Consider the following 24583-nt stretch of genomic DNA (forward strand, 5'->3'; position numbering starts at 1 on the left):
GAGAACTCCGGGGGCGTCCCGGCGCGGGCATATGCACCTGCCCGCACCGGTGGCGGTCGTCTCAGGTGGCGGCGGGTACGGTGGGTACCTGGATCTTGAGGTGCTCGGTGAAGAATCCGGCGAGTTCCGCCAGGGCCGGTCCGACGTACTCCTCCTTGTCATAGAGGCCGACATGGGTGGCGCCGTCGATCCAGTGCAACCGCTTCGGCTCACCCGCTTCGGCAAGCGCCTCGGTGCTCATGTGCCTGGTGACCGCCTCGGTGCCGACGATCATTAGCAGCGGGCGCGGCGCGATCATCGAGACGAACCGGAACGGGTCGAACGCCGCGATTCGATCGATACTACTCAGAGTGAACTCTTTGGCCGAGCGCGGATGCTGGGCGCGGTCGGTGCAGTAGTACTCGAAACCTTCGACCCCGTGCTGTCCACCAGCCGCACGAGCCTCCTCCACGCTGTTCGGGAAGATCGGAAAGGTGCCGACGCCCGCGCCCCGGGCCTCCGTGGTGCGCGCCGCGGCCGCAGCGTCGAGCATGGCCTGGATGACAGAGGGGTTCTGGGTTCCGTCCGCGCCCTCGCGGAACTGGCGCCCGACGTCGGCGGCGCTGACGGTCGCGACCGCCTTGATCCGGTGGTCCGTGGCGGATGCCGGGACGACGTAGCCGCCAGAGGCGCAGATGCCCAGGGCGCCGATCCGCTCCGGGTCGACCTCGGGCAGGGTGGTGAGGAATGAGACGGCGGACTTGTTGTCCTCGACGCGATGCGCCGGGTCCTCGAGACCACGCGGAAATCCGCCGCTCTCGCCCTGATAGGCAGCGTCGAACGCGAGGGTGATGAAGCCCCGCTCGGCGAGACGTCGGGCATACAGTCCGGCCGCCTGTTCCTTGACACCGCTGGCCGGATGCCCGACGACGATCGCGGGACGCGGACCCGCCTGACCGTCTTCGGGGGTATAGAGGTGCCCGGCGATCTTCGTGCCGGCGCTATCAAACGTCACGTCCGTACGCATGTGTCGGTTTCTCCGATCTGATGTCTGATCCGGAACCTCGCTTCCCGGGTGAGTTCCGGGCGTCCGGCGTCGCGCCGGGCCGCACACCCAGGTTGGCGCGCCGCAACGGCCGCCAGAAGGGCGGGTTCGTGCCTGTGCAAGCAGGTTCCTGGGAACGAATCTGCCCCCTCAAGTTTCGAGCACCGGCTGTGAATCCGACGAAGAATAGTGACCATGGAACCTGCTGGCCGTCACCCGAACGAGCTTGGTGACTTCCTCAAGGCCCGGCGCAATCAACTGACACCGGGCCTTGTCGGCCTGCCCGAAAGCACCACCCCACGCCGGGTGGCTGGACTCCGGCGAGAAGAGGTCGCGCAACTGGCGGCGATCAGCGTCGACTACCTGACCCGCCTCGAGCAGGGACGCGTGCAGGCGTCCACATCCGTCCTCATCACACTCGCCAACGCACTGCGCCTCGATGATGACCAGCGAACCTACCTGTTCGAACTGGCAGGCAAGGCCCCGCTGCTGCGGCGGCGCAGCCGCCCGGCACAGACCGTCAGACCCGCGATGCGGCGTCTGCTCGACCAGCTCACCGAAAGCCCGGCGATAATCCTCGGGCGCCGCATGGACATCCTCGCGTGGAACGCCGCCGCAGCGACGCTCTATACCGACTTCTCGCAATACCCGGCGAATCGCCGCAACTACGTCTACCTGCTGTTCAACGATCCAGCCGTCCGCGACCTCCACACAGACTGGGAGGACGCCGCCCGGACCGCCGTAGCCTCACTGCGCATGGAGGTCGCCAAGGATCCGGATGACCCCGAGTTGGCCGCGCTCGTCGGCGAACTGTCGATCCAGCACCCCGACTTCAGCACCTGGTGGGCCACCCACCAGGTCACGACCGCCAGGTACGGCACCAAGGACTACCACCACCCGTTGGTCGGCAACCTCACCCTCGACTGCGACATCTGGGCAAGCTCCGACGAAAGCGGACAGCGAATCATGGTTCTCACCGCCACCTCGGGAACTCCGTCCCACGAGGCACTCCGCATCCTGACGGCCTGGACAGCCGTCCCAATGACACCGACCACACACGGTTCCGTCAGGCCGTTGCCCAGCACTCCCAACGAAGACTGACGCGTATGGGGGCGCATCGAACTGTTGTCAGTGCTGCTTGGCGAGGCCGACGAACGCCCGCCATGCCTCCGGGCCGAAGGTCAGCACCGGGCCGGACTGGTCCTTGCTGTCACGGACGAGAACGCGTCTGGGGAGAGCGTACTTGTGGACGGCCCCTCGGCTCTCTCTGACGAGGTTGTCGCTGCTTTGCTGGCGTGTTTCGTCAAGTAGCTCGCGGCAGGTGGTCAGGGGATCGTCTTCCGGCTGGGAAGGTTGGCACGCCAGCCGCTCGCCGGACAACGCGGCGAGATCACCCGCCTCCGCGAGACGCAGCCGCCCGCCAGCACGAGGCTGCGAGTGATGCATTGGTGCCGATATGGCCCCACCACGGGATAACGTCATCACCATGCCCGAGCTGATCGTTCCCACCGTCCGGCTGCACACCGCCTGGCTCGATGCTCACGCAGAGTGGGGTCCCGGGCAGCACGAGGACGGCTTCGGGCTGCTGCCAACCGACGAGGTGGACACCCCGGCCGGCTTCGCGGCATGGGTGGCCCGGCTCGACGACCAGTCGGACTCCACGAAGACGCCTCGCGCCGGCAAACACCAGTGCACATACCGTTGGATCGTCGAGGACGAGCGCGTAGTCGGCGGGGCCGCCCTGCGGCACGGTGAGGATGACGAGTACGTCCAATGGGCTGGCCACATCGGCTACGGCATCCGGCCATCGGCGCGTCGACGCGGCCTGGCCACCTGGGCGATGATCCAACTGCTCGACGAAGCACGGCGGCTTGACCTGCGGCGGGTGCTCGCAGTCTGCGCGCTCGACAATGCCGCCTCAATCAAGACCATCGAACGATGCGGCGGCGTCTTCGAAGGAATCGGAGACACCAAGTTCGGGCATCCCGTCCGACGATACTGGATCAATCTTTAGTCGCTATCACCCCGAGAGGGATCTTCGAGAATCCGGCGTGAAATCGCCTGGCCGCGCCCAGGCTCGATCGCTCACTGCCTGTGGATAGAGCTTCGATCCACGGCGTCCCGCGAACCGGCCCCAAACGCGACACCCTCACTGCGGGACACGCTAAACGCCGCGACAACACCGGTCAACCAGGGCTTCGGTTCGGTCTGGAAACAGCAACGCCCCCGCACTGTTGGTGCGGAGGCGCGCGTGAGGGCTGCTACTGCTGCTTGGCGAGGCCGACGAACGCCCGCCATGCGTCCGGACCGAAGGTCAGCACCGGGCCGGACTGGTCCTTGCTGTCACGGACGAGAACGCGGCTGGGGAGGTTGTCGGCCACCTCCACGCAGTCTCCCTGATTGGACCCGCTGCGAGTGCTCTTACGCCAGTGCGGCGCAGCGATCGGCTCCATGACCCCGCTACCTCCAGAATCAGCTCGGGAATGGACGTCTGGAAAGAGCGTACTTGTGGACGGCCCCTCGGCTCTCGGACGAGGTCAACCAGGGCTTCAGTTCAGCCCTGGACACAGCAACGCCCCCGCACCGTTGGTACGGAGGCGCGCGTGAGGGCTGCTACTGCTGCTTGGCGAGGCCGACGAACGCCCCCCATGCGTCCGGACCGAAGGTCAGCACCGGGCCGGACTGGTCCTTGCTGTCACGGACGAGAACGCGGCTGGGGAGGTTGTCGGCCACCTCGACGCAGTTCCCGCCGTTCTGGTTGCTACGGCTGGACTTACGCCAGGTCGGCTGCTGAGTCGTCATGATCATTCACCAACCTCAAGATAAGGTTTGTTGACTGGTCACACGGTAGTGCGACCGCACCTATAGCCTGCCACGTACGATCCATGCCGGTCACGCGGGATGGCTCCGCTACCACCCGATCTTCGTAGAAGTCTTCCAACAGACCAACCATGTTCCCTCCCTCGATGGTTGCCAGAGCGAAGGTGCCGTTGCGGCCTGCGTACAACCCGGCGGAGTCGGGCACGACGTGTACGAAGATGTTTGGTCGGGCGCCTACGTCGGCCAGGTGTAACAGTTGGTCTTTGGCGATCCTAGGTGGTCCACATCGGAGGGTGACAGCATCCAGCACGAAGACGAAGGTGGGACGATCCTCTCGGTCGAGGATCGTGGCTTGCCGCTCCATCCTGAGGGCTACCCGACTCGCCACCTCTTCGTCAGTGTGCAGGCCAGTGCTGGCGAACACCGCTCGGGCGTAGGCTTCCGTCTGTAACAGACCGGGCAGCAGATTCGCCTGGAAGTACCGCAGGGTTGCGGCCGTCTCCTCCGCGTGCCGCCAGGGCAGGAACCAACTTGGCGCCGGGCGTCGGTCTTTCCGGGCCTCTGCCGACGCCTGCTGGATCTCGTCACCGGTCCCAAAGTATTCGTCCAGGGCCTTGGCGGTGTCGGGCTGCGGGACCAGTCGACTCGTCTCGAACGCCGCGATCAACGAGCTACTGACCTGGATCGCGTCGGCCACCTGGTCCTGGGTAACCGCGCGCTCGGCGCGTAGCTGTTTGATTCGCGCCGGAAGGTTATTCATCCTTATCCCCCCTTTATAAAGGCCCGCCCACCCTCATGCGGAAGCGCAGCCAGGGCTATCCATCCGTAATGCCCTGCGACTATCTTCCGTCACCCCGCGTCGTCAGTCCAGGGTGGATATAAGCGCTCCCGTTCGAATCCAACAAAGCCACTGCATCCGAAAGGACGGGCGGGGGTTGCGCGGGGCTGTCCCGCTTATCCCTAAGGGGATGGCCCCGCATCCATCTACTGAGGAGGCGCAATGTTCATCGTTCAGGTCTGGTGGGATTCTGTCCTTCGACTGATCGCGCCAAGTCCGCCCCCCGGCAGCATCGCCGTCGCCGGTACCCGCACCTTGGGCGAACGAGCCAACGGCCCGGCCGTACCGCATCACGCTCGGCCAGCGACTCGGCTACGACGTGGCCCGTCGGAACGGGTACCGGGGATGACCGGGCAGCCGTTGGTGAGCGTCGGTGATGTGATCAATGCCGAGGAGGGTGACTACCGGCGGGAAAGTGTGCCCGCCTATCAGGACACGATGGGCGATCTCCATCTGCGGGTGACGCACGTTCCGATGGACGCCGGGGCGTACGACACCGAGTGGGTGACCGTACGCGGCATCGAAAAGCCGATGGGGAAGCCCGAGCTGCCCGAAGCCGCGTACGCGATTCGTCGCCACGCCCTCGCGGACATCGAGCGGCCGGCGCCGACCGGACCGGTCTGGTGATGGACGGCGAGCCGGCGGCGGACAGGGTCGCCAACCATGTCGCGCTGCCGCAGCTCTGGATCTGCCGCGTGGACGCCTACCCGTGGCCGTGCGCGGACGCGCGGCTGAACCTGCTCGCGGGCTTCGACGGTCGGCTACTTGCCCTGAACCTGTACCTGGCGCCGCTGTTCGTCGAGGCCCTGACCGACCTGTCCGCGATCGCCCCGGACCTGGCCGACCCGCCGGACCCACGCGCGATCTACGAGCGCTTCATGGGCTGGGTGCCGTTGCGGAGGAACCGATGAGTGACCTCGTGAAGGCCACGGTCAACCTCACCCCGCGCGCGGTCGACGCGCTCGGTTCGGCCTGTGGGCGTACCAGGGACACCAAGACCGACACGATCAACCGTGCGCTGGTGGTCTACGACCTGGTGCTTGAGCTGATGGAGCGCGACGGCGGCTATCTCACGCTACGAAACCCGGACGGCAGCACCGAGCGGGTGCACCTGCTCTGATCGGAGGTAAAGAGCGTGGACCACGATGAACTGGACGACGCGATGGGCGCCCCGCACCGACCGGGCGACGACTGGTATTGCAAGGACGACGCCGAGGAATGGCCTTGTCAGGTGTTCCGACGCAGGATGTGGACGCTTTACCGCCGCAATCGGCCTCAACTGATCGACGTGATGACGCGCTTCCGTGACAAGGCGTTGCGTGAGGTGGACGGCATGACTCCGGAGTTGGCCGAGGCCCGCTTCATCGGCTGGGTGCACGACCCGCCGGTCCGTCGTCGACTGCGGGCGATCTGAATGAGTGTTCGAGGACGGGATCCGAACCGTCCGCGTCCGCTCCACACAGGAATTTCCAGACCCGCACTAGGGTGTGGGGATGACGACACCCCGGGAGGCGGAGACGCGTATCGGTCCGATCGGCGCACTGCTTTGCCGCGTGATGTTCTTGGCGATCTGTCTGCCCGGCCCGGTCCTGCTGGTTGTAGCCGTATCGCAGGGTCCGAGTCTGTCTGCCGGGGACTTTTGGGGGCTGCTCGCCGGGGGCGTACTGGCGACGCTCGTCGGCGGGGGCTTCGGAGTTTGGGGCTTGCGCCTGGTCACTCGCTCGCGCCGCGACATGCGGCGGCTAGCCGCTACCGGTGTCGCCGCGACGGCGGAAGTTCTCGCGGTGACCAACCACCTGGGCGGGGAGGAAACCGGGCTGAAACTCCGCGTCCGGATCAGTGGGGATGGGTTCGCCACCTTCGAGGCCGAGACGATCCGCGCTGTTGACCCGGCCCTCGTGCCCGGAGCGTTTCTGGCCGCGGTCGTGGACCCGTACGAACGCGTCTTCTCGTTCGTGTAGCCGTCTTGCTGACCCTGAAGCGGTCGAGTTGTCGTTCAGGTCGACGCAAGCCATCGGGTCACCTCGTCGGTCAGCGCCACCTCGTACGGCAGATTTTTCAGGTCTTCTGCGGTGACCTCCAGACCGCGAGCCCGAGCCAATTCGGCCAACCATGCCCAGGGATGGGCCTCGCCGCACCCGTCGTCGTCGGGAAGCACGGTGTTCAACACGCACCGGGTGACGTCCTCCCGCGTCTCGTGGAGCGGGATCGCACCATTGCCCGGGGCGCCGGTCGATCTCGCGGCGATGCTGTAGCCGCGTTCCGCGTGCAGGAGCACGCGCCGGCCGTCCTCCAACGTCGCGAACTCACTCACCAGGAAGCTCTGGCTATTCACATCATCGGTAGCTGACGCTTGCAGATCGCAGAGTGCGCCCAGGCCGACGACACGGCCGGGTTCGACGCGGGGAAGATTTTCGGGGGCGCGATAGGCCCCCGGGTACGGACTCCAACCGAATGTCACACCGCTCATTCTTGTCAGAACTCGACCGACCGGGTGCCAAGGCGCTCCTCAAGGTCTCCCGACTGCTGTAAGCCGGCCGCGAAGGCACCCGCTGCCCAGCGCTGGGAACGAGCCGAGCCGAGCCGCGCCGTGAAAGTGGCGGACTGGGGTGGGAACTCGTTGTCGTCGGGCAGGGTAATGGCGTTCACCCAGCCCTTCATCTCGGCCAGGGCCCCACGGTCGAACGCCGCGACACGGGTGGCGAACGCGGTGACGAAGTCGTCGAGTTCCGCGTCCGGGATGGTGCGGTTGACGTAGCCGTACCGCTCGGCGAGGTCGCCGTCGAAGTCCTCGGCGCTCACCAGGATTTCCAGGGCCCGACCGCGACCGACCAGACGCGGCAGGCGGGACGGGGCACCGCCGCCCGGCGGGACGCCCGTGCTCATCTCGAACTGGCCGATCAGGGTGCGCTCCCGGCTGGCGAAACGGATGTCGGTCGCCAGGAGGAACTCGCTGCCGGCCCCGCGTGCCCGACCGCGGATCTTGCTGATCGTCACGACGGGAAGCTTGCTCAGCCGCACCATGACGTCGACGAAGGGCTGCTGCCCGGTGACCGGCGGCGGCTGGTTGGCCAGGACCGAAAGGTCGTCGGCGAGATCCCAGTGCGCGATGAAGTAGTCGGGATTCGCGCTCTCGAACACGATGACGGTCAGCTCGGGATCGTTCTCGGCCGCATCGAGAAGCGCACGCATCTCGACGACCAACTGTCCGCCGAAGAGGTTGATCGGCGGGTTGTCGAGCGAGGCACGCCAGAACGACGGCGACTCCTTGGTGATGTTGATCTGCGCCATGCGACGAGTATGTGCAGAACACCAGGTAATTGGGCGCGGAATTGTGTGCGGTAAGCCTTACGGGGATCTCCGCGCTACAGCCCCTGACCAGGGCCTCCGGGTGGCCATGGCACGATGGTCGCCGTGCCCCGGTTCCGTCTCGTCCGCTACGCCGGCCTGGCCGGGGCGATTCTGTTGGCGGTCGGGGCCCGGTTCGGCGGAGTGCTGCCGCAGTGGCGTGCCGGGGTCACCCCGGCCGGCATCTGGCAGGGCGAGCACGGGCCACTGATCCTCGGCTGTTGGCTGGTCGGCACCGCCCTGCTCGCCGGAGCCTGGTGGGCCGCCCGCGACGGTGTGCCGTCGACCCGGTGGGCCTACGTCACCACCGGGCTCTGGCTGCTGCCGCTGCTCGTCGCGCCGCCATTGGGCAGCCGCGACGTCTACTCGTACGCCTGCCAGGGGGCGGTGCTGCACGACGGCGGAAACCCGTACAGCAGTGGCGTACGGGAACTCGGGTGCCCGTGGCTGGACTCGGTGTCGCCGACGTGGCAGGACAGCCCGGCGCCGTACGGGCCGGTGTTCGTGCTGCTCGCCGGGCTGGCCGTGGCGATCGGCGGAACCCTCGTCGGCACCCTGGCGGTGCTGCGCCTGTACGCCGTGCTCGGGGTCGCCCTCACCGCCGCCTGCCTGCCCGCGTTGGCCCGCCGCTGCGGGGTGGCGCCACAGCGGGCGCTCTGGCTGCTGCTCGGCTGCCCGATCGTGGCCGTGCACCTGGTATCCGGGGCGCACAACGACGCGCTGATGGTGGGACTGCTGACCGCCGGGCTGCTGGTGACCGTGGTCGGGCGGGGGCGCCCGCTGCCGCTGTTCGCCGGGGGAGTGCTGCTCGGGCTGGCGGTCGGGGTGAAGGCCACCGCCGGGGTGGTGGTCCCGTTCGCGATGCTCGCCGCGCTGGCCGGGGCGTACCGGGTGCGGGCGCTGTTGCGCGACGGGGTGCCGGTGGCGGCGGGGGCGGCGTTCGCCGTACTCGCCGTGACGGGGGTGTCGGGGCTGGGCTGGGGTTGGGTCGACGGGCTCGCCCGCAGCGGCGACTCGGTGCAGTGGACCTCACCGTCGACCGCGTTCGGGATGACCGTCGACTACGCCGGCCGGGTGTTCGGGGCCGATCTCGACACCGTGCCGGTGACCCGGCTGGTGGGGGTGGGGGTGCTCGCCGTACTCCTGGTGGTGCTCTGGTGGCGGGCCCGGCACGCGGACCCGGTGCTCGGCGCGGGGCTGGCGCTGGCCGCCACGGTCGCGCTCGCCCCGGTCTTCCACCCCTGGTACGCGACCTGGCCCCTGGCGGTTCTGGCGGCGACCGCGATCGCGGGCCGGTGGCTGGTCGTACCCGGGTTGTTGATCTCGTTTTTGACCCTGCCCGACGGGACCAACCTGGCCCGGTTCACCCGACTGCCCGGCGCCCTGGCGATGACCGTGTTCGTGCTGGTCGTGGCGGTGCTCGGGGTGCGTTCGGCCCGGCGGCGCCGGGTGGCAACGGACCGCCCGGAGCTGGCCGAGACGGCTCCGAGCGGGCGCTAGCGTCACCGCACGGTCAGGCCTGCTTCGGCAGGGTGAGGATTTCGGCTCCGTCGTCGGTGATGGCGATCGTGTGTTCGCTGTGCGCTGTTCGGCAGCCGGTCGCGCTGCGCAGTGTCCAGCCATCGGCGTCGGTGACGAGCTTGGCGGTGTCCGCCATGATCCACGGCTCCAGGGCCAGCAGCAGCCCGGGACGCAGTTTGTAACCGCGACCGGGTCGCCCCGTGTTCGCGACGTGCGGGTCCTGGTGCATCGTCGACCCGACGCCGTGACCGCCGAACTCGGTGTTGACCTGGTATCCCGCCTCGGTGAGGACCGAGCCGATGGCGTGGGAGATGTCACCGACGCGAGCCCCGGGGCCGGCGGCGGCTATCCCCGCGCGCAACGCCCGCTCGGTCGCGTCGATCATCGCGACGCTCTCCTGGGGCTGCACGTCGCCCACGATGAAGCTGATGGCGGAGTCGGCGACAACTCCGCCCAGGGAGACGGCGAGGTCGAGTGTCAGCAGGTCACCGTTGGTGAGCGGGTAGTCGTACGGCAGCCCGTGGAGCACGGCGTCGTTGACCGACGTGCAGATGTAGTGACCGAACGGCCCGCGCCCGAAGGACGGCTCGTAGTCGACGTAGCAGGACTGTGCCCCGGCCTCGATGATCATGGCCTGGGCCCACCGGTCGATGTCGAGCAGGTTCGTGCCGACGGTGCTGCGGCTCTTCAGGGTCTGCAAGATGCCGGCGACCAGAGCGCCCGTCTCCTTCGCTCGGGGCAGGTCGGTCAGGTTCAGGATCTCGATCATGCGGCGCCTTACTCGTACGGCCAATAAGTATCCCGGCCATATTATCCCGGTACTAGAATCGGTGCCATGGTCAGGTTGCCGCTCACACCCGAAGAGGTCGAGCGCGGACAGCGCCTCGGCGCCCTCCTGCGTCGAGCCAGGGGAGAGCGTTCGATGCTCCTCACCGCGCTGGACGCGGGCGTCTCGCCGGAGACCCTTCGGAAGATCGAGTCCGGTCGCGTGGCCACCCCCGCCTTCCCGACCATCGCCGCGATCGCCGACGTCCTCGGCCTGTCCCTCGACGCGGTCTGGTCGGAGATCAACCGGTCGGCCGGCGGGGTCGAGCTGGGAAGGTCGGACAGCGCCGCAGCTCAGCGGTTGGCCTCCTAAGGCTCCGAGCGTCGAAAAAATCCGCGACCGGCGTGCATCGTTCGAGGGGCGGGTGACCGTTCTACCCACGTCGGAGGGAGCGGCCGGTTGAAACAAGATGATGAGGACGCATTCCGGGAGTTCGTGGCGTCGCGCATGCTGGCGTTGCGCAGGCTGGCGTACGTGACGTGCGGGGACTGGCACGCGGCAGAGGACGCGGTGGCCAACGCCCTGGCGAAGCTGTATCCCCGGTGGGGACGTCTGGAACGGCCGGACCTGTACGCGCAGACCATGGTGTTCCGGGCGGCGATCGACGAGACCCGCCGGCCGTGGTGGCGCCGAGAACGGTCGGCCAGCGACCGGATGCCCGACATCGCCCAGCCCGACCCCAGTGGGGCCACCGACGAACGCCTGCGAGTACGAGCGGCACTACAGGCTGTGCCAACTCGGCAGCGGGCAGTGCTGGTCCTGCGGTACTACCTCGGCATGTCGGCCGAGGAAGCCGCAGATGTGCTCGGCGTACGAGCCGCAACAGTCAGGAGCCAGACGAGCAGAGGTCTGGCCAATCTCCGGACGGCGCTGGCCGCCGGAGGCGTGGTCTTTGATGAACCGTCGGAACTTGGAGCGTGGACCGATGCGAATGCGGAACCTGGTGGAGCTGGCGACTTCCGAGCCACCGCCGCTGCGTTACAGCGTTGACGAGATCGTGGAGTCGGGGCGGCGGGGCCAGCGTCGTCGCCGGCTCGGCTGGGCGGCATCCGGTGCGACGGCGGTGGCGGTGTTCGGTGTCGTGGCCGCCGTGACCATACCGTCGCTGTCCGGAACAGCGTCGGTGGAAACGGCCAGCCCGTCCGCCGCCAACGCGGGCGCGTTGTCGACCGGGGGAACGCAGACCGTTCCGGTAGCGGCGCAGCCGTTCACGTTCACGTTCGGCGCGTACCAGGTCGGGAAGCTGCGGGTGGCGCAGCCGATCATCGTGTCGACCGCGTACCAGCTCGCCCCGGTGTACGCGGACGGCCTGACCACGAACGACAAGGCGAGCGACCCGAACCAGGAGAAGCCGCCACGGTCGGCGAGCCTGTACGCCTACCTCACCGTCTACCGTCCCGGCGCCTACGACCCGACGAAGCTGGCCGGTGCCCGGCAGGTGACCGTCGGCGACCGGCAGGGACTGGAGGTCGACGGCTCGGGGCCGATGGGGGCGACCCGGACCCTCGCCTGGGAGTACAACACGAACGCCTGGGCGGTGATCGACGCCAGCTCCTCGGCGGCCGACTACCCGGCCGCGGAGGACCTGCGCGAGCTGGCCGCCGGGTTGCGGGGCAGCACGCCGACGGCGGCGAAAATTCCGATCAAGATGGCGTACGTGCCGTCCGGGTACCAGCTCGACGAGGTAGGGATGCACGCCATGACCGGCCTGAACGGGATTGCCGGCGCCCGCGACGGTGACTACGCCGGGCTGCTGTTCAGCGACCCCGCCCTGCCGACGACCGGCCTCACCGAACCGTACGGCGGTGTCGACGGCGCCGACCCGCCCGGAAGTTTCCTCGTCTTCGTGGTGCCCGCCGCGAACTCCAACCAGCAGCCGTCCCCCGGGGTCACCTGCATGAACGGTTTCTGCAACCGGTGGGCCGCGAACGGCACGGTGAACCTGCAGGTCGCGAGCGGCGGCCGGCTGTCGAACAGCGAGATGACGAACATCCTCGACGGCATCACGCTCGGGAACGTGCAGGACGACAGCACCTGGACCGAGGTGGGTGCCGCGATCTCCTGACGGCATCTCCGCGGCGACGGCCACCCATCGACCGTGGGTAGCCGTCGCCGCTGTCGCGAATCTGCAAGAAATCCTCAAGTTCTTTCCGGGCCAAGCGTGATCGATCGACGCCTGTGCGACGGTCTACCCGCCGTCGCACCACTCCTTCGCCCGGGGGCCGTCGATGTTCATTTTGCGCCGCAACAGAAACAGGCACGTAGACCGTCTATTGAGGACGGTCACGCCGTTCGTCGCGTTCGTGCTCACCTCGGCGCTGCTGGCCGGCACCGGGGACGCGGTAGCCGCGCTGCCGGCGCCGCAGCCGGGCGCCGGACGCGGCGACACTGCCCGGCCCGAGGCCGCCCCGCAGCAGCGGTGGCGCTCGGCCGGCGGGGAGAGCCACCTGACCGGCGAGCGGGTCAACCGGAACCTGCCGCCGTCACAGCGCTCCCGCTACCCGGTGCGCGAACTCGACCAGAAGCCGGCGGCCGGCACCAACACCGCCTCAGTGGTCGAGCCGCCCGCGTCGACCGCGCGCGGCTTCGACCGGGCCACCAGCCGCGAGCTGCCCGCCGAGCGCGGCGAGTTCGAGCGTACGTACGCCAACGCCGACGGCACCACCACCAGCGAGTTCTCCGGCGCCCCGATCAACAAGCGGCTGGCCGACGGAAGCTGGGCACCGATCGACACCACGCTCGCGGCGCAGCGCGTCGACCTGCCGGTGGACCCCGGCGGCGCCGACAGCAGCATGTACGTCCAGGGCAGCAGCTCCGCCTCGGGCAGTTCCGAACTGCGGGTCGGTGCCGTGCCCGGCGGGAACGCCGCCTCGTACCTCAAGTTCAACGGGCTCAGCGGCCGGTTGCAGAACCACACCATCTACGGCGTGCAGCTCCAGGTGGTCAACTACGACGCCGGGTCCTGCCGGCCGCGTACGGTCAGCGTGCACCCCGTCACCGCCTCCTGGACCGCCGGCACCGGCTACTCGTACCCGGGTCCGGCGGTGGGCGGGGCACTGGCCAGCCGCTCCTTCGCGCACGGCTACATCGCCACCGGGCAGTCGTCGTCGGCCTGCCCGGCCGCCGCCGAGCTGATCGACCTCGGGGTGGCCGGTCGGGACCTGGTGCAGCGCTGGGTGAAGGGCACCCAGGCGAACAACGGGCTCTCGCTGCGCGCCTCCACCTCGGACTCGTCGGCGTGGAAGCGGTTCGCCGGCTCCGGCACCGCCAACCCGCCGAGGCTGTACGTCACGCACAGCCCGTACAACGCGAAGTACGCGATCCCGAAGCCCGTACCGGAGCCGCCGGTACTGCAGAACCAGGCCGGCAAGGTCAAGGTCACGGTCACCAACCTCAGCGCCGACGCCTGGGCACCCGGCTCGTACTACCTGGCCTACCGGGCGTACAACTCCGCCACCGGGGCGGCGGTCGGGCAGCAGCGGGCCGCCGACCTGACCGCCACCGTGGCGCGGGGCGGGAAGGTGACGCTCGACGCCACCATCAAGGCGATGCCGCCGGGCACCTACTTCCTCGACTTCACGATGGTGCGTACCGGTGGGGTGGTCTTCACCGACCACCAGGTGCCGCCGGGCCGGATCGTGCTGAAGGTGATCGACATCCCGCCGGTGGTGCAGGCGCTGTACCCGCCCAACGGCTACCAGGCGCCGACGCTGACCCCGCAGCTCTGGGCCCAGGCGCTGGACATCGACGCCCCGCCCGGACTCGCCCTGCGCTTCAAGTACGAGGTGTGCCGGCGCGACACCGCCGGCAACCCGGTCGAGTGCTTCAACTCCGGCTACCTGACCAACACCGCCTGGACCGTGCCGGCGGGCAAACTGCGGTGGAGCGAGAGCTACCAGTGGCGGGTGTACGTCAAGGACGCCACCACCGAGGTCGTCTCGCCGTACTCGACGGTGCTGGCGGACGTACCGCAGCCGGAGATCGTGTCCCGGATAGCCGGTGCCCCGTACGGCACCCAGGACCGGGAGTTCGACGCCCAGGTCGGCAACTTCACCACCGCCGCGATGGACGCCACGATCACCACCGTCGGCCCGGAACTCAACGTGGTCCGCACCTACAACAGCCTCGACCCGCGCCGAGACTCCGCGTTCGGCGCCGGCTGGACCACCCGCTACGACATGCGCCTGGTCCCCGACGACGACGGCAGCGGGAACGTGGTGATCACCTACCCGGACGGGCAGGCGGTCCGGTTCGGCCGCAACCCCGACGGCACGTACGCCGCACCGTCCGGCCGGACCGCGACCCTGACCGCCGACACCAGCGGCTGGAAGCTCGCCGACAAGGCCGGCAGCACCTACCAGTTCGCCACCAGTGGCCGGCTCAACAAGATCACCGACACCAGCCTCCGGTCGGTGGTGCTCACCTACAACACCACCGACGGCCGGCTGGCCAAGGCGCAGGCCGCGACGAGCACCACCAACACCGCCGGTCGGGCGCTCTACTTCACCTGGTCCGGTGCGCACGTGGCGAGCGTGCGTACGGACCCGGTCAACGGCACCGCGCTCACCTGGACCTACACCTACACCGGTGACGTGCTCAGCCGGGTCTGCGCCCCCGGCAATATCTGCACCAACTACGCGTACGCGGCCGGTTCGCACTACCGCAGCGCGGTGCTCGACTCCCGGCCGGAGTCGTACTGGCGGCTGGGGGAGGACGAGGGGACCGGCGCCGGCAGCGAGGTCGCGCTGAACCTCGGCAAGGACGCCGGCACGTACCGCACGGTCACGCTCGGCACGGCCGGTGCGCTGGCCGGCGGCGCCGGAACCGCCGCCAGCTTCAACGGCACCTCGTCCTCTGTCGAGTTGCCCAAGGGCACGCTGAAGAAGAGCCGGGACGGCGCGGTCGAGCTGTGGTTCAAGTCGACCACCACCGGCACCGGCGGCCCGCTGCTCGGCTACCAGGACAAGGCGCTGGGCAGCGCGTCCACGGTCGGCGTACCGCTGCTCTACGTCGGCACCGACGGCAAGCTGCGCGGCCAGTTCCGCACCGCCGGGATCAACCCGCTCGCCTCGGCCGGCACGGTCAACGACGGGCGGTGGCACCACGTGGTGCTCTCCACCATGTCCGACGTGCAGACCCTCTACCTCGACGGGGTCAAGGCCGGCGAGCTGACCGGCAAGGTGCTCGACCACACGACGCTGACGTTCAACCAGATCGGTGCCGCGTACGCCAGCACCCCGGCGTCCTGGCCCGGCTGGGGCACCACCGCGCAGCGGCACTTCAACGGGGCGATCGACGAGGTGGCGCTCTACTCCCGCCCGCTCGGTCCGGCCGCGGTGACCGCCCACTACCGGTACGGCCTCAACCAGGCCGACCAGCTCACCACGGTCACCCTGCCCAGCGGCAAGACCGCCGCCACCGTCGCGTACGACGTGTTCCTGGACCGGATCGCCGAGTACACCGACAACCACGGCGGGCTGTGGAAGATCGGCGCCCCGGCGGTGTACGGCGGCGACGACGACCTGCGGCGCAGCGTGCAGGTGCTCGACCCGGCCAACCGCCCACACCTGTACGAGTACGACGCGCTCGCCGGCCGGCTGCTGCGCAGCGGAACCCCGCTGGGCCTGGAAACCCGCCCGGAGGACCGGCCCGTCCCGCCGACCCCGACCCCGTCACCTCCGCAGGAGGTCTGCTCCCGCCCGGACCCGGCCGACCCGGCCTTCTGCACCATCATCCCCGGCGGTTCCGGTGGTCCGGTGTTCGTGTCGCACCCGTTGGACGGGATGGCGATCCGCACCTTCTCGTACGACGACAACGGGTTCCAGAACGTCGTCACCAACGAGAACGGCGACTCGGTGACGATGACCTTCGACGACCGGGGCAACGTCACCTCGCGCAAGACCTGCCGGACCAGCACCCAGTGCTTCACCTCCTACGACAAGTACCCGGCGACGGTGACGAACCCGTTCGACCCGCGCAACGACCTGCCGATCGAGAGCCGGGACGGGCGGTCGGCGAGCGCCACCGACAACACGTACCGGACCGCATACACGTACCACCCGTCGGGGCAGCTCGCCGGGCAGACGAACCCGGACGGAAGTTCGGTCAGCCACACGTACACCACCGGGGCGGAACCGGCGGCCGGTGGCGGCACCATGCCGGCCGGGCTCGTGCTGACCTCGCAGGACGCCCGCGGCAAGATCACCCGGTACGGCTACTTCGCCAGCGGTGACCTGGCCCGGACCACCGAACCCTCCGGACTCGTCACCAACAGCACGTACGACGTGCTCGGCCGGAAGATCAGCGACACCGAGATCTCGGACAGCTTCCCCGCCGGGGTCACCACCACCTACACCTACGACGCGCTGTCCCGGCCGGTGAGCACCACCGAACCGGCGACCACCGACCCGATCAGCGGGGCCCGGCACCAGCAGCGGTCCACCCAGACCTACGACAGCGACGGCAACGTGGCCCGGGTCGACGTGCAGGACGTGCTCGGCACCGACACCGCCCGCTCCACCGTCTGGGAGTACGACGATTTCAACCGACCCGAACGGGTCACCGACGCCGAGGGCAACGAGACCGCGTACACCTACGACCGGTTCGGCAACCGTACGTCGATGGTGGACCCGGCCGGGAACCGGTACGACTACGCGTACACCGCTCGCAACGACATCGCCGAGGTGCGGCTGCGGGCCTGGACCGGCGACCCGGCCGGCGCCCCACCGACCGGCGACTACCTGGTGCTGCACTCGTACTCCTACGACCTCGCCGGGCGGACCGCCAGCGACACCGACGCCATGGGCCGCCGGCTGGAATACCAGTATTACGGCGACGACTCGCTGCACCGGGTGGTGCTCAAGAATTTCCACGACCCCGACGGCAGAACCCGCGACTACGTGGTCGAGGAGAACACGTACGACGGTGCCGGCAACCTGGTCAAGCAGGTCGCCGGGAACGGCCGGGTGGTGAACACACAGACCGTCGACCGGGTCGGCAAGGTGCTGACAAGCGTCTCCGACCCCGGCGGGCTGGACCGCACCACCACCTACGCCTACGACCAGAACGGCAACGTGCTGCGGGCCAGCACCTCCGGCAAACCGTCGAACGTGCCCTGGATCATGCCGGCGACCCCCGAGGTCGTCGACTACACCTACGACGACAGCGGCAACACCATCCGGGAGACCACCACCAACGGGACCACCACCCAGGTCACCACGTACGGCTACGACCAGCGCGGACTGCTGGTCAGCGAAACCGACCCGCGCGGCAACGTCACCGGAGCCGACCCGGCCGCGTACACCAGCCGGTACTCCTACGACGAACTCGGCCGGCAGATCGCCGCGCGGGGGCCGGCGGTGGCGGCGGAAAGCGGCGGGCAGGCGGCGACCACGGTCACCCCGACCCGGCAGTTCGGCTACAACACCTTCGACGAGCAGGTGGTCAACTCCGACGAGCTGGGCCGGATCAGCCGGGCCACGTTCGACCGGGTGGGCCGGCAGACCAGCTTCACCGCACCCCGCTACTTCGGCCCCGGCACCATCGCCGAGATCACCCCGACCGGAACCTACCGCTACGACGCACTCGGCAACGTGGTCGAGACCATCGACCCGCGCGGCAGCAGCACCCGTTACGGCTACGACCAGCTCGGCCGGCTGACCGTACGGGACGAGCCACTGCGGACCAACACCGAACGCGCGGTGTGGCGGTACGAGTACACCCGTACCGGTGAGCTGCTGTCGGTGACCGACCCGACCGGCGGCCGGACCGAGTCCACCTACGACGACCTGGACCGCCAGCTCACCGCCACCCAGGTCGAACGCCGTCCGACGCTGGACCGGATGACCACCCGGTACGCCTACGACGACGCCGGCAACCTGACCGAGGTGAGCAGCCCGACCGGGGCGAAGAGCCTGTTCGGCTACGACGCGGTCGGCGCGCTGACCCGCAGCACCGACGCCTCCGGAGTCGCCGTGCAGTACGGCTACGACCACGCCGGCCGGCAGGTACGCACCAGCGACAGCCTCGGCCGTACGTCGCAGCGGATCTTCGACGCGCTCGGCCAGGTGAGCAGCGAATCCGACCTGAAGTCGGACGGGACCGTGCTACGGACCGAGCGGTACCGCTACGACCCGGCCGGCAACCTGATCGCCTCCGTCGACCCGCTCAACGTCACCACCAGCTACGAGTACGACGCCGCGAACCAACTCGTGAAGCAGATCGAACCGGTGGACCCGACCACCTCGATCACCACCAGCTTCGGCTACGACGCGGCTGGCAACCGCAGCCGCTACACCGACGGGCGCGGTAACAGCACGATCTTCACCGTCAACTCGCTCGGGCTGCCCGAGTCGGTGATCGAACCGTCCACCCCGGCACATCCCGCGGCAACCGACCGCACCTGGACCGTCGCGTACGACGGCACCGGCAACCCGATCCGGATGACCTCGCCCGGCGGGGTGGTCCGGCTCCAGACGTACGACGCGGGCGGGCGGCTGGAGCGGGAAACCGGTGACGGCACGAACTCCGGCACCGCGACCCGGCAACTCGGCTACGACCCGCTCGGCCAGCTCACCTCGGTCAACGCCCCCGGCGGCACCGACACCTTCGGTTACAACGACCGGGGTGACCTGCTCACCTCGGCCGGACCGTCGGGCAACGCCAGCTTCGGCTACGACCGCGACGGCAACCTGGCCAGCCGTACCGACGCGGCCGGTTCGGCGGTCTTCGGATACCGCAACGCCCGCCTCGACACCGTCTCCGACGGGCTCACCGGCACCACGCAGACGCTCGGCTACGACGCGGCCGGTGCGCTGAAGACGATCGACTACGGCTCCGGCCGGGTGCGTACCTACACCTTCGACGACCTGGGCCGGGTCGCCTCCGACACGCTGCGCAACGCCGCCGCCCAGTCGGTCGGCTCGACCAGCTACCGCTACGACAACAACGACCAACCGATCGGCAAGACCACCACCGGTACGGCCGGCGCCGGTGACAACACCTACCGGTACGACCAGGCGGGCCGGCTGCGCGAGTGGACCAGTGCCGGCGGAACCGTCGGCTACGACTGGGACGCCTCCGGCAACCGGATCCGGGCGGGGGCGAAGACCAGCACCTTCGACGCCCGCAACCGGCTCCTGGACGACGGGGACTACAGCTACGCGTACACCCCGCGCGGCACGCTGGCGTCGAAGACCAGTTCCGGGTTGACCGAGACGTTCGACTTCGACGCCTTCGACCGGCTGATCTCGGCCGCCGGGCAGAAGTACACGTACGACGGGCTGGACCGGGTGGCGTCACGCAACGGCACCGGTTTCACGTACGCCGGACTCGACGACTCGGTGGTAGCCGACGGCACCGAACGGTACGCCCGAGGCGCTGCCGACGAACTGCTCGCCGTCGCCGTCGGCAGCGAGAAGCAGATCGCGCTCAGCGACCAGCACGGTGACGTGACGATCGGGTTCGACCCGGCGAACACGGCGCTGACCGGGGCCAGCGACTCGACCGCGTACGACCCGTTCGGGGTGGTGACCGCCCGTACCGGTGACACCGGCAACCTGGGCTTCCAGGGCGACTGGACCGACCCGGTGACCAGCCAGGTCAACATGGGCGCCCGCTGGTACGACCCCGGCACCGGATCGTTCACCTCCCGCGACAGCGTCGACTACGTCGAGGGCGACTCGATCCTCGCCAACCGGTACGTCTACGCGGCCGGCGACCCGCTCGGCTTCACCGACCCGGACGGCCACTGGCCCTCCTGCGGCTGGTGCAAGAAGGCGGCCAAGAAGGTCGGCGGTGCGATCAAGTCCGGGGCGAAGGCGGTCGGTCGGGCGATCTCCACCGCGGCCAGTTACGCCTGGTCGGCGATGCGGACAGCGGCCAGCTACGCCTGGTCGGCGATCAGGACGGCCGCGGCGGCGATCTCCTCGGCGGCGAAGTGGGTCTACCGCAAGGCCAAGGACACGGTGCGGTACGTCGCCCGGAAGGTTTCCTCCGGGGTGCGCTGGGTGGCCAGCAAGGTCGCCTCGGCCGGGGCGGCGGCGGCCCGCTGGGCGAAACAGCGGGCCGAGGAGATCCGGGAGGCCGCTGCCGCACGGGCCCGGCAGATCACCAAGGTGGCGAAGGCGGCGGTCGAGTACGCGGCCAAGCACAACCCGCTGCCGGCGCTCACGGCCGCGTTCAGGCCGCTCACCTCCGGTCTGAAGAACCTCGTGTCGGCCGCCGCGCACCTACCGGCGGCGGTGGTCGCCGTCACCCGTGACGTGGTCGCCGACGTGGCCGACTCGGTGGCGGTGATCTACCAGGAGGCGGTGAAGGTCGCCGGCAACGTGATCGAGGACGTCTCCCGTGCGGTGGACGCGGTGGTCGACCTGGCCCACGCGGCTGCCCCGTACCTGAAGGCGGGCTTGAAGATCGCGGCCGACATGGTCGGCGTCACCGACCTGGTCGCCTGCGTCACCAAGGGAGACCTGGAGGCGTGTGCCTGGACGGTCGCGACGGTCGCCGGCACGCTGGCCGGCGGTGCCGGGGGCGGTGCGGTACGGGCCGCGCGGGTCAGCAGCCTGGCCGCCAAGCACGCCGACGAGGCGGTAGAGGCGGCCGGTCTCGGCAAACGCCTGCTGACCGGGGCGAAGAACGCCTCCGGGTGCGCCAAGGGGAAGGGCCCGAACAGCTTCACCGCCGACACCCGGGTCCGGATGGCCGACGGCAGCAGCAAGCCGATCAGCGAGGTGCGCGTCGGCGAGCGGGTGCTGGCCGCCGACCCCACCACCGGTCGGGCCGGTGCCCAGGCGGTCACCGACGTGATCGTCGGAGCCGGCGAGAAGCACCTGGTCGAGATCACCGTCTCCGACGGCGGCAGCGGCAGCGGCGAGACGGCCGGGACGGTCACCGCCACCGACGGGCACCCGTTCTGGCTGGCCGACGAGCAGCGCTGGGTCACCGCCGGTGAACTCACCGCCGGCCAGCAGATCGGCACCGCCACCGGCGGTACGTCCACCGTGCTGTCCACCCGGCAGTGGACCGAGACGACCACGGTCTACAACCTCACCGTCGACACCCTGCACACCTTCTACGTGCTGGCCGGCGGCGTCGACCTGCTGACCCACAACGACGGCCGGTTCGACGACATGTGCATGCGCCACGACCTGCGCATGCAGGACAAGCCCTGCAACGGCAAGAGCCAGCGGTGCCGGGGGGACGACGACATGGAGCGGGAGGACTTCGACCCCGCCGAGCAGGGCAAGGAGGAGGACCGGCGGCGGGCGCAGAACGAGGCCGGTCAGCGGGCCGGTTCGAAGGCCGACGACGCCGCGAAGGGCATAGTCGACGCCGCCGACGGGGTGGCGGCCGCCACCTCCGGCGCCGAGGGAGCCGTCCTGCTGATCTTCGGCGGTGTCGCGGTCGCCAAACAGGTCGGCGCCAAGATCGGCAAATGGTGGCGCAAGCGGCGCGGCCGATGAACGGGCCCCCACGCACAGGACCGGCTCCGGCTCCCGACCGGATGCCCCCACGCACAGGACCGGCTCCGGCTCCCGACCGGATGCCGCGACGCACAGGACCAACCGATCCGACGAGGGAGACAGGCGCAGTGTCCAGAACAGAGCAGAACCAGGCGTTGCTACCGCGGCTGATCGCCGTACTGGTGGTGTTGCTGGCGACGGTGGTGGTGGCGGTCACGCCGGGGCAGACGCCGGCATCGGCCGACGCCGCCGGGGTGGGCGGTGACTTCGTGGCCTTCCCCACGCCCCGAGCGGTGCTCGACACCCGTACCGGCATCGGCGGGGTGACCGGCGCACGGGGACCGGCCAGCACCACCACGTTCCCGGTGCTGGGGGTGAACTCGATTCCCGCCTCCGGGGTGAGCGCGGTGCTGGTACGGATCGCGCCCCAGGCCGCGACGGCCACCACCTACCTGACCGTCTACCCGGACGGCACCACCCGCCCCGGCACCTCGAACATGAACGTGACCGCCGGGCAGAACATCTCCAACACCGCCATCACGAAGGTGGGGGCCAACGGCAAGGTCGCCGTCTACAACAGCGCCGGCAACACCGGCCTCCTGGTCGAGGTGCAGGGCTACTTCACCAGCACGTCCGGCACCAGCGGCGGTGGGCTGGTGCCGATCCCGCAGACCCGGATCTTCGACACCCGCAACGGCACCGGCACCACGACCGGGGCGATGGCGGCCGGGGCCAGCCGCACCTTCACCGTCACCGGCGCGGTCGTACCGGCCGGCGCCCAGGCCGTCTACGGCACCATCACCGTCGGCGGCGCCACCGCCGCCGGTTGGCTCGCCGCCGCCCCGGCCGGCACCACCACCGGGGTCGGCCTGCTGAACTACGAGGACGGCGCGGCCACCAACAGCGGCGCCACCTTCAAGCTCGCCGCGGACGGGCGGGTCACCCTGATCAACAAGGGTTCTAGCGCGGTCGACGTGTTCATCGACCTGAAGGCGTACTTCGGGGCCAGCCCGACCGCCGGCGCCGGGTTCCGGCCGGTCAACACCCGGGTGTACGACAGCCGCAACTTCGCCCAGGTCGGCGCGAACGCCACCGTGGACGTGCAGGTGGCGGGCACCAACGGACTGCCGCTGCGCGGGGTCGCCGCGGTGGCGGTGGACGTCGAGTCGAACAGCACCGGCGAGGGCGGCTACCTCAAGATGTGGGGCGTCGGCGACGTCGAGGCGCCGAACTCGTTCGCCAACCGCGCCGCCGGCATCACCCGGTCCGCGCTGTCGTTCGTCAAGCCCGGCACCGACGGCAAGATCCGGATCCGGAACTCCAGCAACAAGCCGGCCAACCTGATCGTCGACCTGCAGGGCTGGTTCGCCGACCCGATCCCCTCGGCGCCGGTCGCCCAGTACGCCCCGACAACCGTGCTCCAGGGCACGCCGCAGGCCGGCGCCACCGCCAGCATGATCGAGTACGCCTACGTGGACAACATCGGTCGGGTCGTCTCGGGCCACCAGACCGACCCGGACAACTTCGGCTCGGTGCAGTGGACGGTGCTCTCCGGCAACGAGGCGCTCACCGGCCGCCCCGCCCTGACCCAGCTCACCGACGGCCGGGTGCAGCTCGCCGCACAGCACACCGGCAGCAACATCTGGGTGAACAGCCAGACCGCGGTCAACTCGGCCACCTGGAAGGCCTTCTCGGACCTGGGCGGCTCGATGGCGTCGACCCCGGCGATGACCCGGCTCACCACCGGCACGACGGTGCTGTTCGCCGTCGACGTGGACGGAAAGCTCTGGGCGTACGCGCAGACCGGGGCGGTGCCGTACTGGCGCAACCTCGGTGACCAGAACCTCGTCGGTACGCCCGTACTGGCGGCCGTGAACGGCGGCGTGCAGGTCTTCGGCGTCGACACCACCGGCGCGGTCAAGACGATCAGGTACGCCACCGACGGTGCCGTCTCGGCGTGGACCAGCCTCGGCGGCTCCGGTGCCACCGGCACCCCCTCGGTGGTCCTCTACCCCGGTTACCGCCTCCGCGTCTTCGTACGCGCCGCCGACGGCACCATTGTCACCAAGCTCCAGGACGCCACCGGTGGCACCTGGCCGTCCGCCTGGACCCAGGTCGGCACCCTGGCGGCGGCCGGTGCGCCGGCCGCCATCCTCGACCCGGTGCTCGGCCGTACCGCGGTGGTGGTCCGGGGCACCGACGACACGATCTACCGCAGTTTCGAGACCGCCCAGGGGTCCGGCGTGTTCGGTGAGTGGGCGCCGGTGTTCGACTTCCCCGATCCGGCCGCCACCGATCCGACCGTCGCTCCGCTGACCAACGTCAACGGCCAGACCTGGATCATCGTGTTCCGCAACCTGAACAACGCCAGCCGGGTGTACGTCGCCAGCGACCTACCCGCAGCCCGCTCGGCCGGTGCCAACGCGGCCGGCGCCAAGCAGCAGGCCGCCGACACCGACCCGAGGGCAGCCACCACACCGGAGCGGACCTTCCGCGCCGTGACGTTGCCCGCCCCACCCCCGCAAAACTAACCACCCCCCGCCTCCACCCACCCCACCCCCGGTGCAGCGCCTCTTGCAGTGAATGTGGTGCTTCGGGGCGCGAAATACGCCCTCTTTCTCCACAAGAGCGCTTCGGGGGCAGGGGAGTGGCACGGGGAAATGCGGCGAGCCGCCACGCACTACTGGAGGCGGTCTTCCGGGAACGGATCGAACTCCTCTGCGCCCGGGCCCGCGACCTGACCG

The 24583-nt window shown here is 69.6% G+C and carries 20 protein-coding genes and 1 pseudogene; 13 read left to right on the forward strand and 8 right to left on the reverse strand.

Annotation, left to right across the window (positions count from 1 at the left end; all coding sequences use genetic code 11):
* Window positions 1–61 precede the first annotated feature (61 nt).
* Complete coding sequence (locus tag AB0J90_RS04625; RefSeq protein ID WP_363592119.1) at window positions 62–1006, reverse strand: alpha/beta hydrolase; 945 nt, start codon at window positions 1004–1006, stop codon at window positions 62–64.
* 213 nt (window positions 1007–1219) lie between these two features.
* Between AB0J90_RS04625 and AB0J90_RS04630 the strand changes: the two genes are divergently transcribed.
* Window positions 1220–2125: a helix-turn-helix transcriptional regulator gene (locus AB0J90_RS04630; protein WP_363592120.1), complete on the forward strand. Its 906-nt coding sequence runs from the start codon at window positions 1220–1222 to the stop codon at window positions 2123–2125.
* A gap of 27 nt (window positions 2126–2152) precedes the next feature.
* Here AB0J90_RS04630 and AB0J90_RS04635 read toward each other — a convergent pair.
* Window positions 2153–2260 (reverse strand): annotated as a pseudogene (locus tag AB0J90_RS04635) (DUF397 domain-containing protein); the annotation flags it as partial.
* A 250-nt stretch (window positions 2261–2510) separates the two neighbouring features.
* Here AB0J90_RS04635 and AB0J90_RS04640 point away from each other — a divergent pair.
* On the forward strand, window positions 2511–3038 hold the full coding sequence (locus AB0J90_RS04640) for a GNAT family N-acetyltransferase (RefSeq protein ID WP_363592122.1): 528 nt from the start codon (window positions 2511–2513) through the stop codon (window positions 3036–3038).
* A 247-nt stretch (window positions 3039–3285) separates the two neighbouring features.
* Here the strand turns inward: AB0J90_RS04640 and AB0J90_RS04645 are convergent, their stop codons facing one another.
* The 3 genes from AB0J90_RS04645 to AB0J90_RS04655 all read right to left on the reverse strand — a co-directional run bounded on the left by AB0J90_RS04645 (window position 3286) and on the right by AB0J90_RS04655 (window position 4604).
* A complete protein-coding gene (locus tag AB0J90_RS04645; RefSeq protein WP_363592124.1) occupies window positions 3286–3477 on the reverse strand; it encodes a DUF397 domain-containing protein in 192 nt (63 codons plus the stop codon).
* Window positions 3478–3637: 160 nt separating this feature from the next.
* Window positions 3638–3826, reverse strand: a complete 189-nt coding sequence (locus AB0J90_RS04650; RefSeq protein ID WP_363592126.1) for a DUF397 domain-containing protein — start codon at window positions 3824–3826, stop codon at window positions 3638–3640.
* Window positions 3798–4604: a helix-turn-helix transcriptional regulator gene (locus AB0J90_RS04655; RefSeq protein WP_363592128.1), complete on the reverse strand. Its 807-nt coding sequence runs from the start codon at window positions 4602–4604 to the stop codon at window positions 3798–3800. Before AB0J90_RS04655 ends, AB0J90_RS04650 begins: the two co-directional genes overlap by 29 nt.
* Window positions 4605–5045: 441 nt before the next feature.
* Here AB0J90_RS04655 and AB0J90_RS04660 point away from each other — a divergent pair, with 441 nt between their 5' ends.
* From AB0J90_RS04660 to AB0J90_RS04680, 5 genes are all read left to right on the forward strand, one after another.
* On the forward strand, window positions 5046–5309 hold the full coding sequence (locus tag AB0J90_RS04660) for a hypothetical protein (protein WP_363592130.1): 264 nt from the start codon (window positions 5046–5048) through the stop codon (window positions 5307–5309).
* Entirely contained in the window at window positions 5309–5593 is a 285-nt protein-coding gene (locus AB0J90_RS04665; protein ID WP_363592132.1) for a hypothetical protein, read from the forward strand. The genes AB0J90_RS04660 and AB0J90_RS04665 overlap by 1 nt, the downstream gene beginning before the upstream one ends.
* A complete protein-coding gene (locus AB0J90_RS04670; protein ID WP_363592134.1) occupies window positions 5590–5802 on the forward strand; it encodes a hypothetical protein in 213 nt (70 codons plus the stop codon). The genes AB0J90_RS04665 and AB0J90_RS04670 overlap by 4 nt, the downstream gene beginning before the upstream one ends.
* Window positions 5803–5817: 15 nt before the next feature.
* Complete coding sequence (locus AB0J90_RS04675) at window positions 5818–6096, forward strand: hypothetical protein (protein WP_363592136.1); 279 nt, start codon at window positions 5818–5820, stop codon at window positions 6094–6096.
* Window positions 6097–6175: 79 nt separating this feature from the next.
* The gene (locus AB0J90_RS04680; protein WP_363592138.1) at window positions 6176–6643 is read left to right on the forward strand and encodes a hypothetical protein; all 468 of its coding nucleotides are present in this window, start codon (window positions 6176–6178) and stop codon (window positions 6641–6643) included.
* A 35-nt stretch (window positions 6644–6678) separates the two neighbouring features.
* Here the strand turns inward: AB0J90_RS04680 and AB0J90_RS04685 are convergent, their stop codons facing one another.
* Both AB0J90_RS04685 and AB0J90_RS04690 read right to left on the reverse strand, forming a co-directional pair.
* Window positions 6679–7143 (reverse strand): hypothetical protein, encoded by a 465-nt coding sequence (locus AB0J90_RS04685; RefSeq protein ID WP_363592140.1) that lies wholly within the window; start codon window positions 7141–7143, stop codon window positions 6679–6681.
* A gap of 14 nt (window positions 7144–7157) precedes the next feature.
* Complete coding sequence (locus AB0J90_RS04690; protein ID WP_363592142.1) at window positions 7158–7973, reverse strand: enoyl-CoA hydratase/isomerase family protein; 816 nt, start codon at window positions 7971–7973, stop codon at window positions 7158–7160.
* A 114-nt stretch (window positions 7974–8087) separates the two neighbouring features.
* Here AB0J90_RS04690 and mptB point away from each other — a divergent pair, with 114 nt between their 5' ends.
* Window positions 8088–9530: a polyprenol phosphomannose-dependent alpha 1,6 mannosyltransferase MptB gene (mptB, locus tag AB0J90_RS04695; RefSeq protein ID WP_363592144.1), complete on the forward strand. Its 1443-nt coding sequence runs from the start codon at window positions 8088–8090 to the stop codon at window positions 9528–9530.
* A 13-nt stretch (window positions 9531–9543) separates the two neighbouring features.
* Here the strand turns inward: mptB and map are convergent, their stop codons facing one another.
* Complete coding sequence (gene map / locus AB0J90_RS04700) at window positions 9544–10320, reverse strand: type I methionyl aminopeptidase (RefSeq protein WP_363592146.1); 777 nt, start codon at window positions 10318–10320, stop codon at window positions 9544–9546.
* 66 nt (window positions 10321–10386) lie between these two features.
* On the opposite strand from map, the gene AB0J90_RS04705 reads away from it, so the two are divergent.
* From AB0J90_RS04705 to AB0J90_RS04725, 5 genes are all read left to right on the forward strand, one after another.
* Window positions 10387–10689: a helix-turn-helix transcriptional regulator gene (locus tag AB0J90_RS04705; RefSeq protein WP_363592148.1), complete on the forward strand. Its 303-nt coding sequence runs from the start codon at window positions 10387–10389 to the stop codon at window positions 10687–10689.
* 87 nt (window positions 10690–10776) lie between these two features.
* Window positions 10777–11367 (forward strand): SigE family RNA polymerase sigma factor, encoded by a 591-nt coding sequence (locus tag AB0J90_RS04710; RefSeq protein WP_363592150.1) that lies wholly within the window; start codon window positions 10777–10779, stop codon window positions 11365–11367.
* Window positions 11303–12442, forward strand: coding sequence for a hypothetical protein (locus tag AB0J90_RS04715; RefSeq protein WP_363592151.1), 1140 nt, complete (start codon window positions 11303–11305; stop codon window positions 12440–12442). The genes AB0J90_RS04710 and AB0J90_RS04715 overlap by 65 nt, the downstream gene beginning before the upstream one ends.
* Window positions 12443–12650: 208 nt before the next feature.
* Window positions 12651–21839 carry a LamG-like jellyroll fold domain-containing protein gene (locus AB0J90_RS04720; RefSeq protein WP_363592153.1) on the forward strand — a complete coding sequence of 3063 codons (9189 nt, stop codon included), beginning with the start codon at window positions 12651–12653 and terminating at the stop codon, window positions 21837–21839.
* Between the two features lie 128 nt (window positions 21840–21967).
* Entirely contained in the window at window positions 21968–24370 is a 2403-nt protein-coding gene (locus AB0J90_RS04725; RefSeq protein WP_363592155.1) for a hypothetical protein, read from the forward strand.
* Window positions 24371–24583 lie beyond the last annotated feature (213 nt).

The sequence above is a fragment of the Micromonospora sp. NPDC049523 genome, assembly GCF_040676775.1.
Taxonomy (GTDB): Bacteria; Actinomycetota; Actinomycetes; order Mycobacteriales; family Micromonosporaceae; genus Micromonospora_G.

Coding starts and splice junctions, on each gene's coding strand:
- AB0J90_RS04625 (WP_363592119.1), bottom strand. CDS start 1,006: ATGCGTACGGACGTGACGTTTGATAGCGCCGGCACGAAGATCGCCGGG.
- AB0J90_RS04630 (WP_363592120.1), top strand. CDS start 1,220: ATGGAACCTGCTGGCCGTCACCCGAACGAGCTTGGTGACTTCCTCAAG.
- AB0J90_RS04640 (WP_363592122.1), top strand. CDS start 2,511: ATGCCCGAGCTGATCGTTCCCACCGTCCGGCTGCACACCGCCTGGCTC.
- AB0J90_RS04645 (WP_363592124.1), bottom strand. CDS start 3,477: ATGGAGCCGATCGCTGCGCCGCACTGGCGTAAGAGCACTCGCAGCGGG.
- AB0J90_RS04650 (WP_363592126.1), bottom strand. CDS start 3,826: ATGACGACTCAGCAGCCGACCTGGCGTAAGTCCAGCCGTAGCAACCAG.
- AB0J90_RS04655 (WP_363592128.1), bottom strand. CDS start 4,604: ATGAATAACCTTCCGGCGCGAATCAAACAGCTACGCGCCGAGCGCGCG.
- AB0J90_RS04665 (WP_363592132.1), top strand. CDS start 5,309: ATGGACGGCGAGCCGGCGGCGGACAGGGTCGCCAACCATGTCGCGCTG.
- AB0J90_RS04670 (WP_363592134.1), top strand. CDS start 5,590: ATGAGTGACCTCGTGAAGGCCACGGTCAACCTCACCCCGCGCGCGGTC.
- AB0J90_RS04680 (WP_363592138.1), top strand. CDS start 6,176: ATGACGACACCCCGGGAGGCGGAGACGCGTATCGGTCCGATCGGCGCA.
- AB0J90_RS04690 (WP_363592142.1), bottom strand. CDS start 7,973: ATGGCGCAGATCAACATCACCAAGGAGTCGCCGTCGTTCTGGCGTGCC.
- mptB (WP_363592144.1), top strand. CDS start 8,088: ATGGTCGCCGTGCCCCGGTTCCGTCTCGTCCGCTACGCCGGCCTGGCC.
- map (WP_363592146.1), bottom strand. CDS start 10,320: ATGATCGAGATCCTGAACCTGACCGACCTGCCCCGAGCGAAGGAGACG.
- AB0J90_RS04705 (WP_363592148.1), top strand. CDS start 10,387: ATGGTCAGGTTGCCGCTCACACCCGAAGAGGTCGAGCGCGGACAGCGC.
- AB0J90_RS04715 (WP_363592151.1), top strand. CDS start 11,303: ATGCGAATGCGGAACCTGGTGGAGCTGGCGACTTCCGAGCCACCGCCG.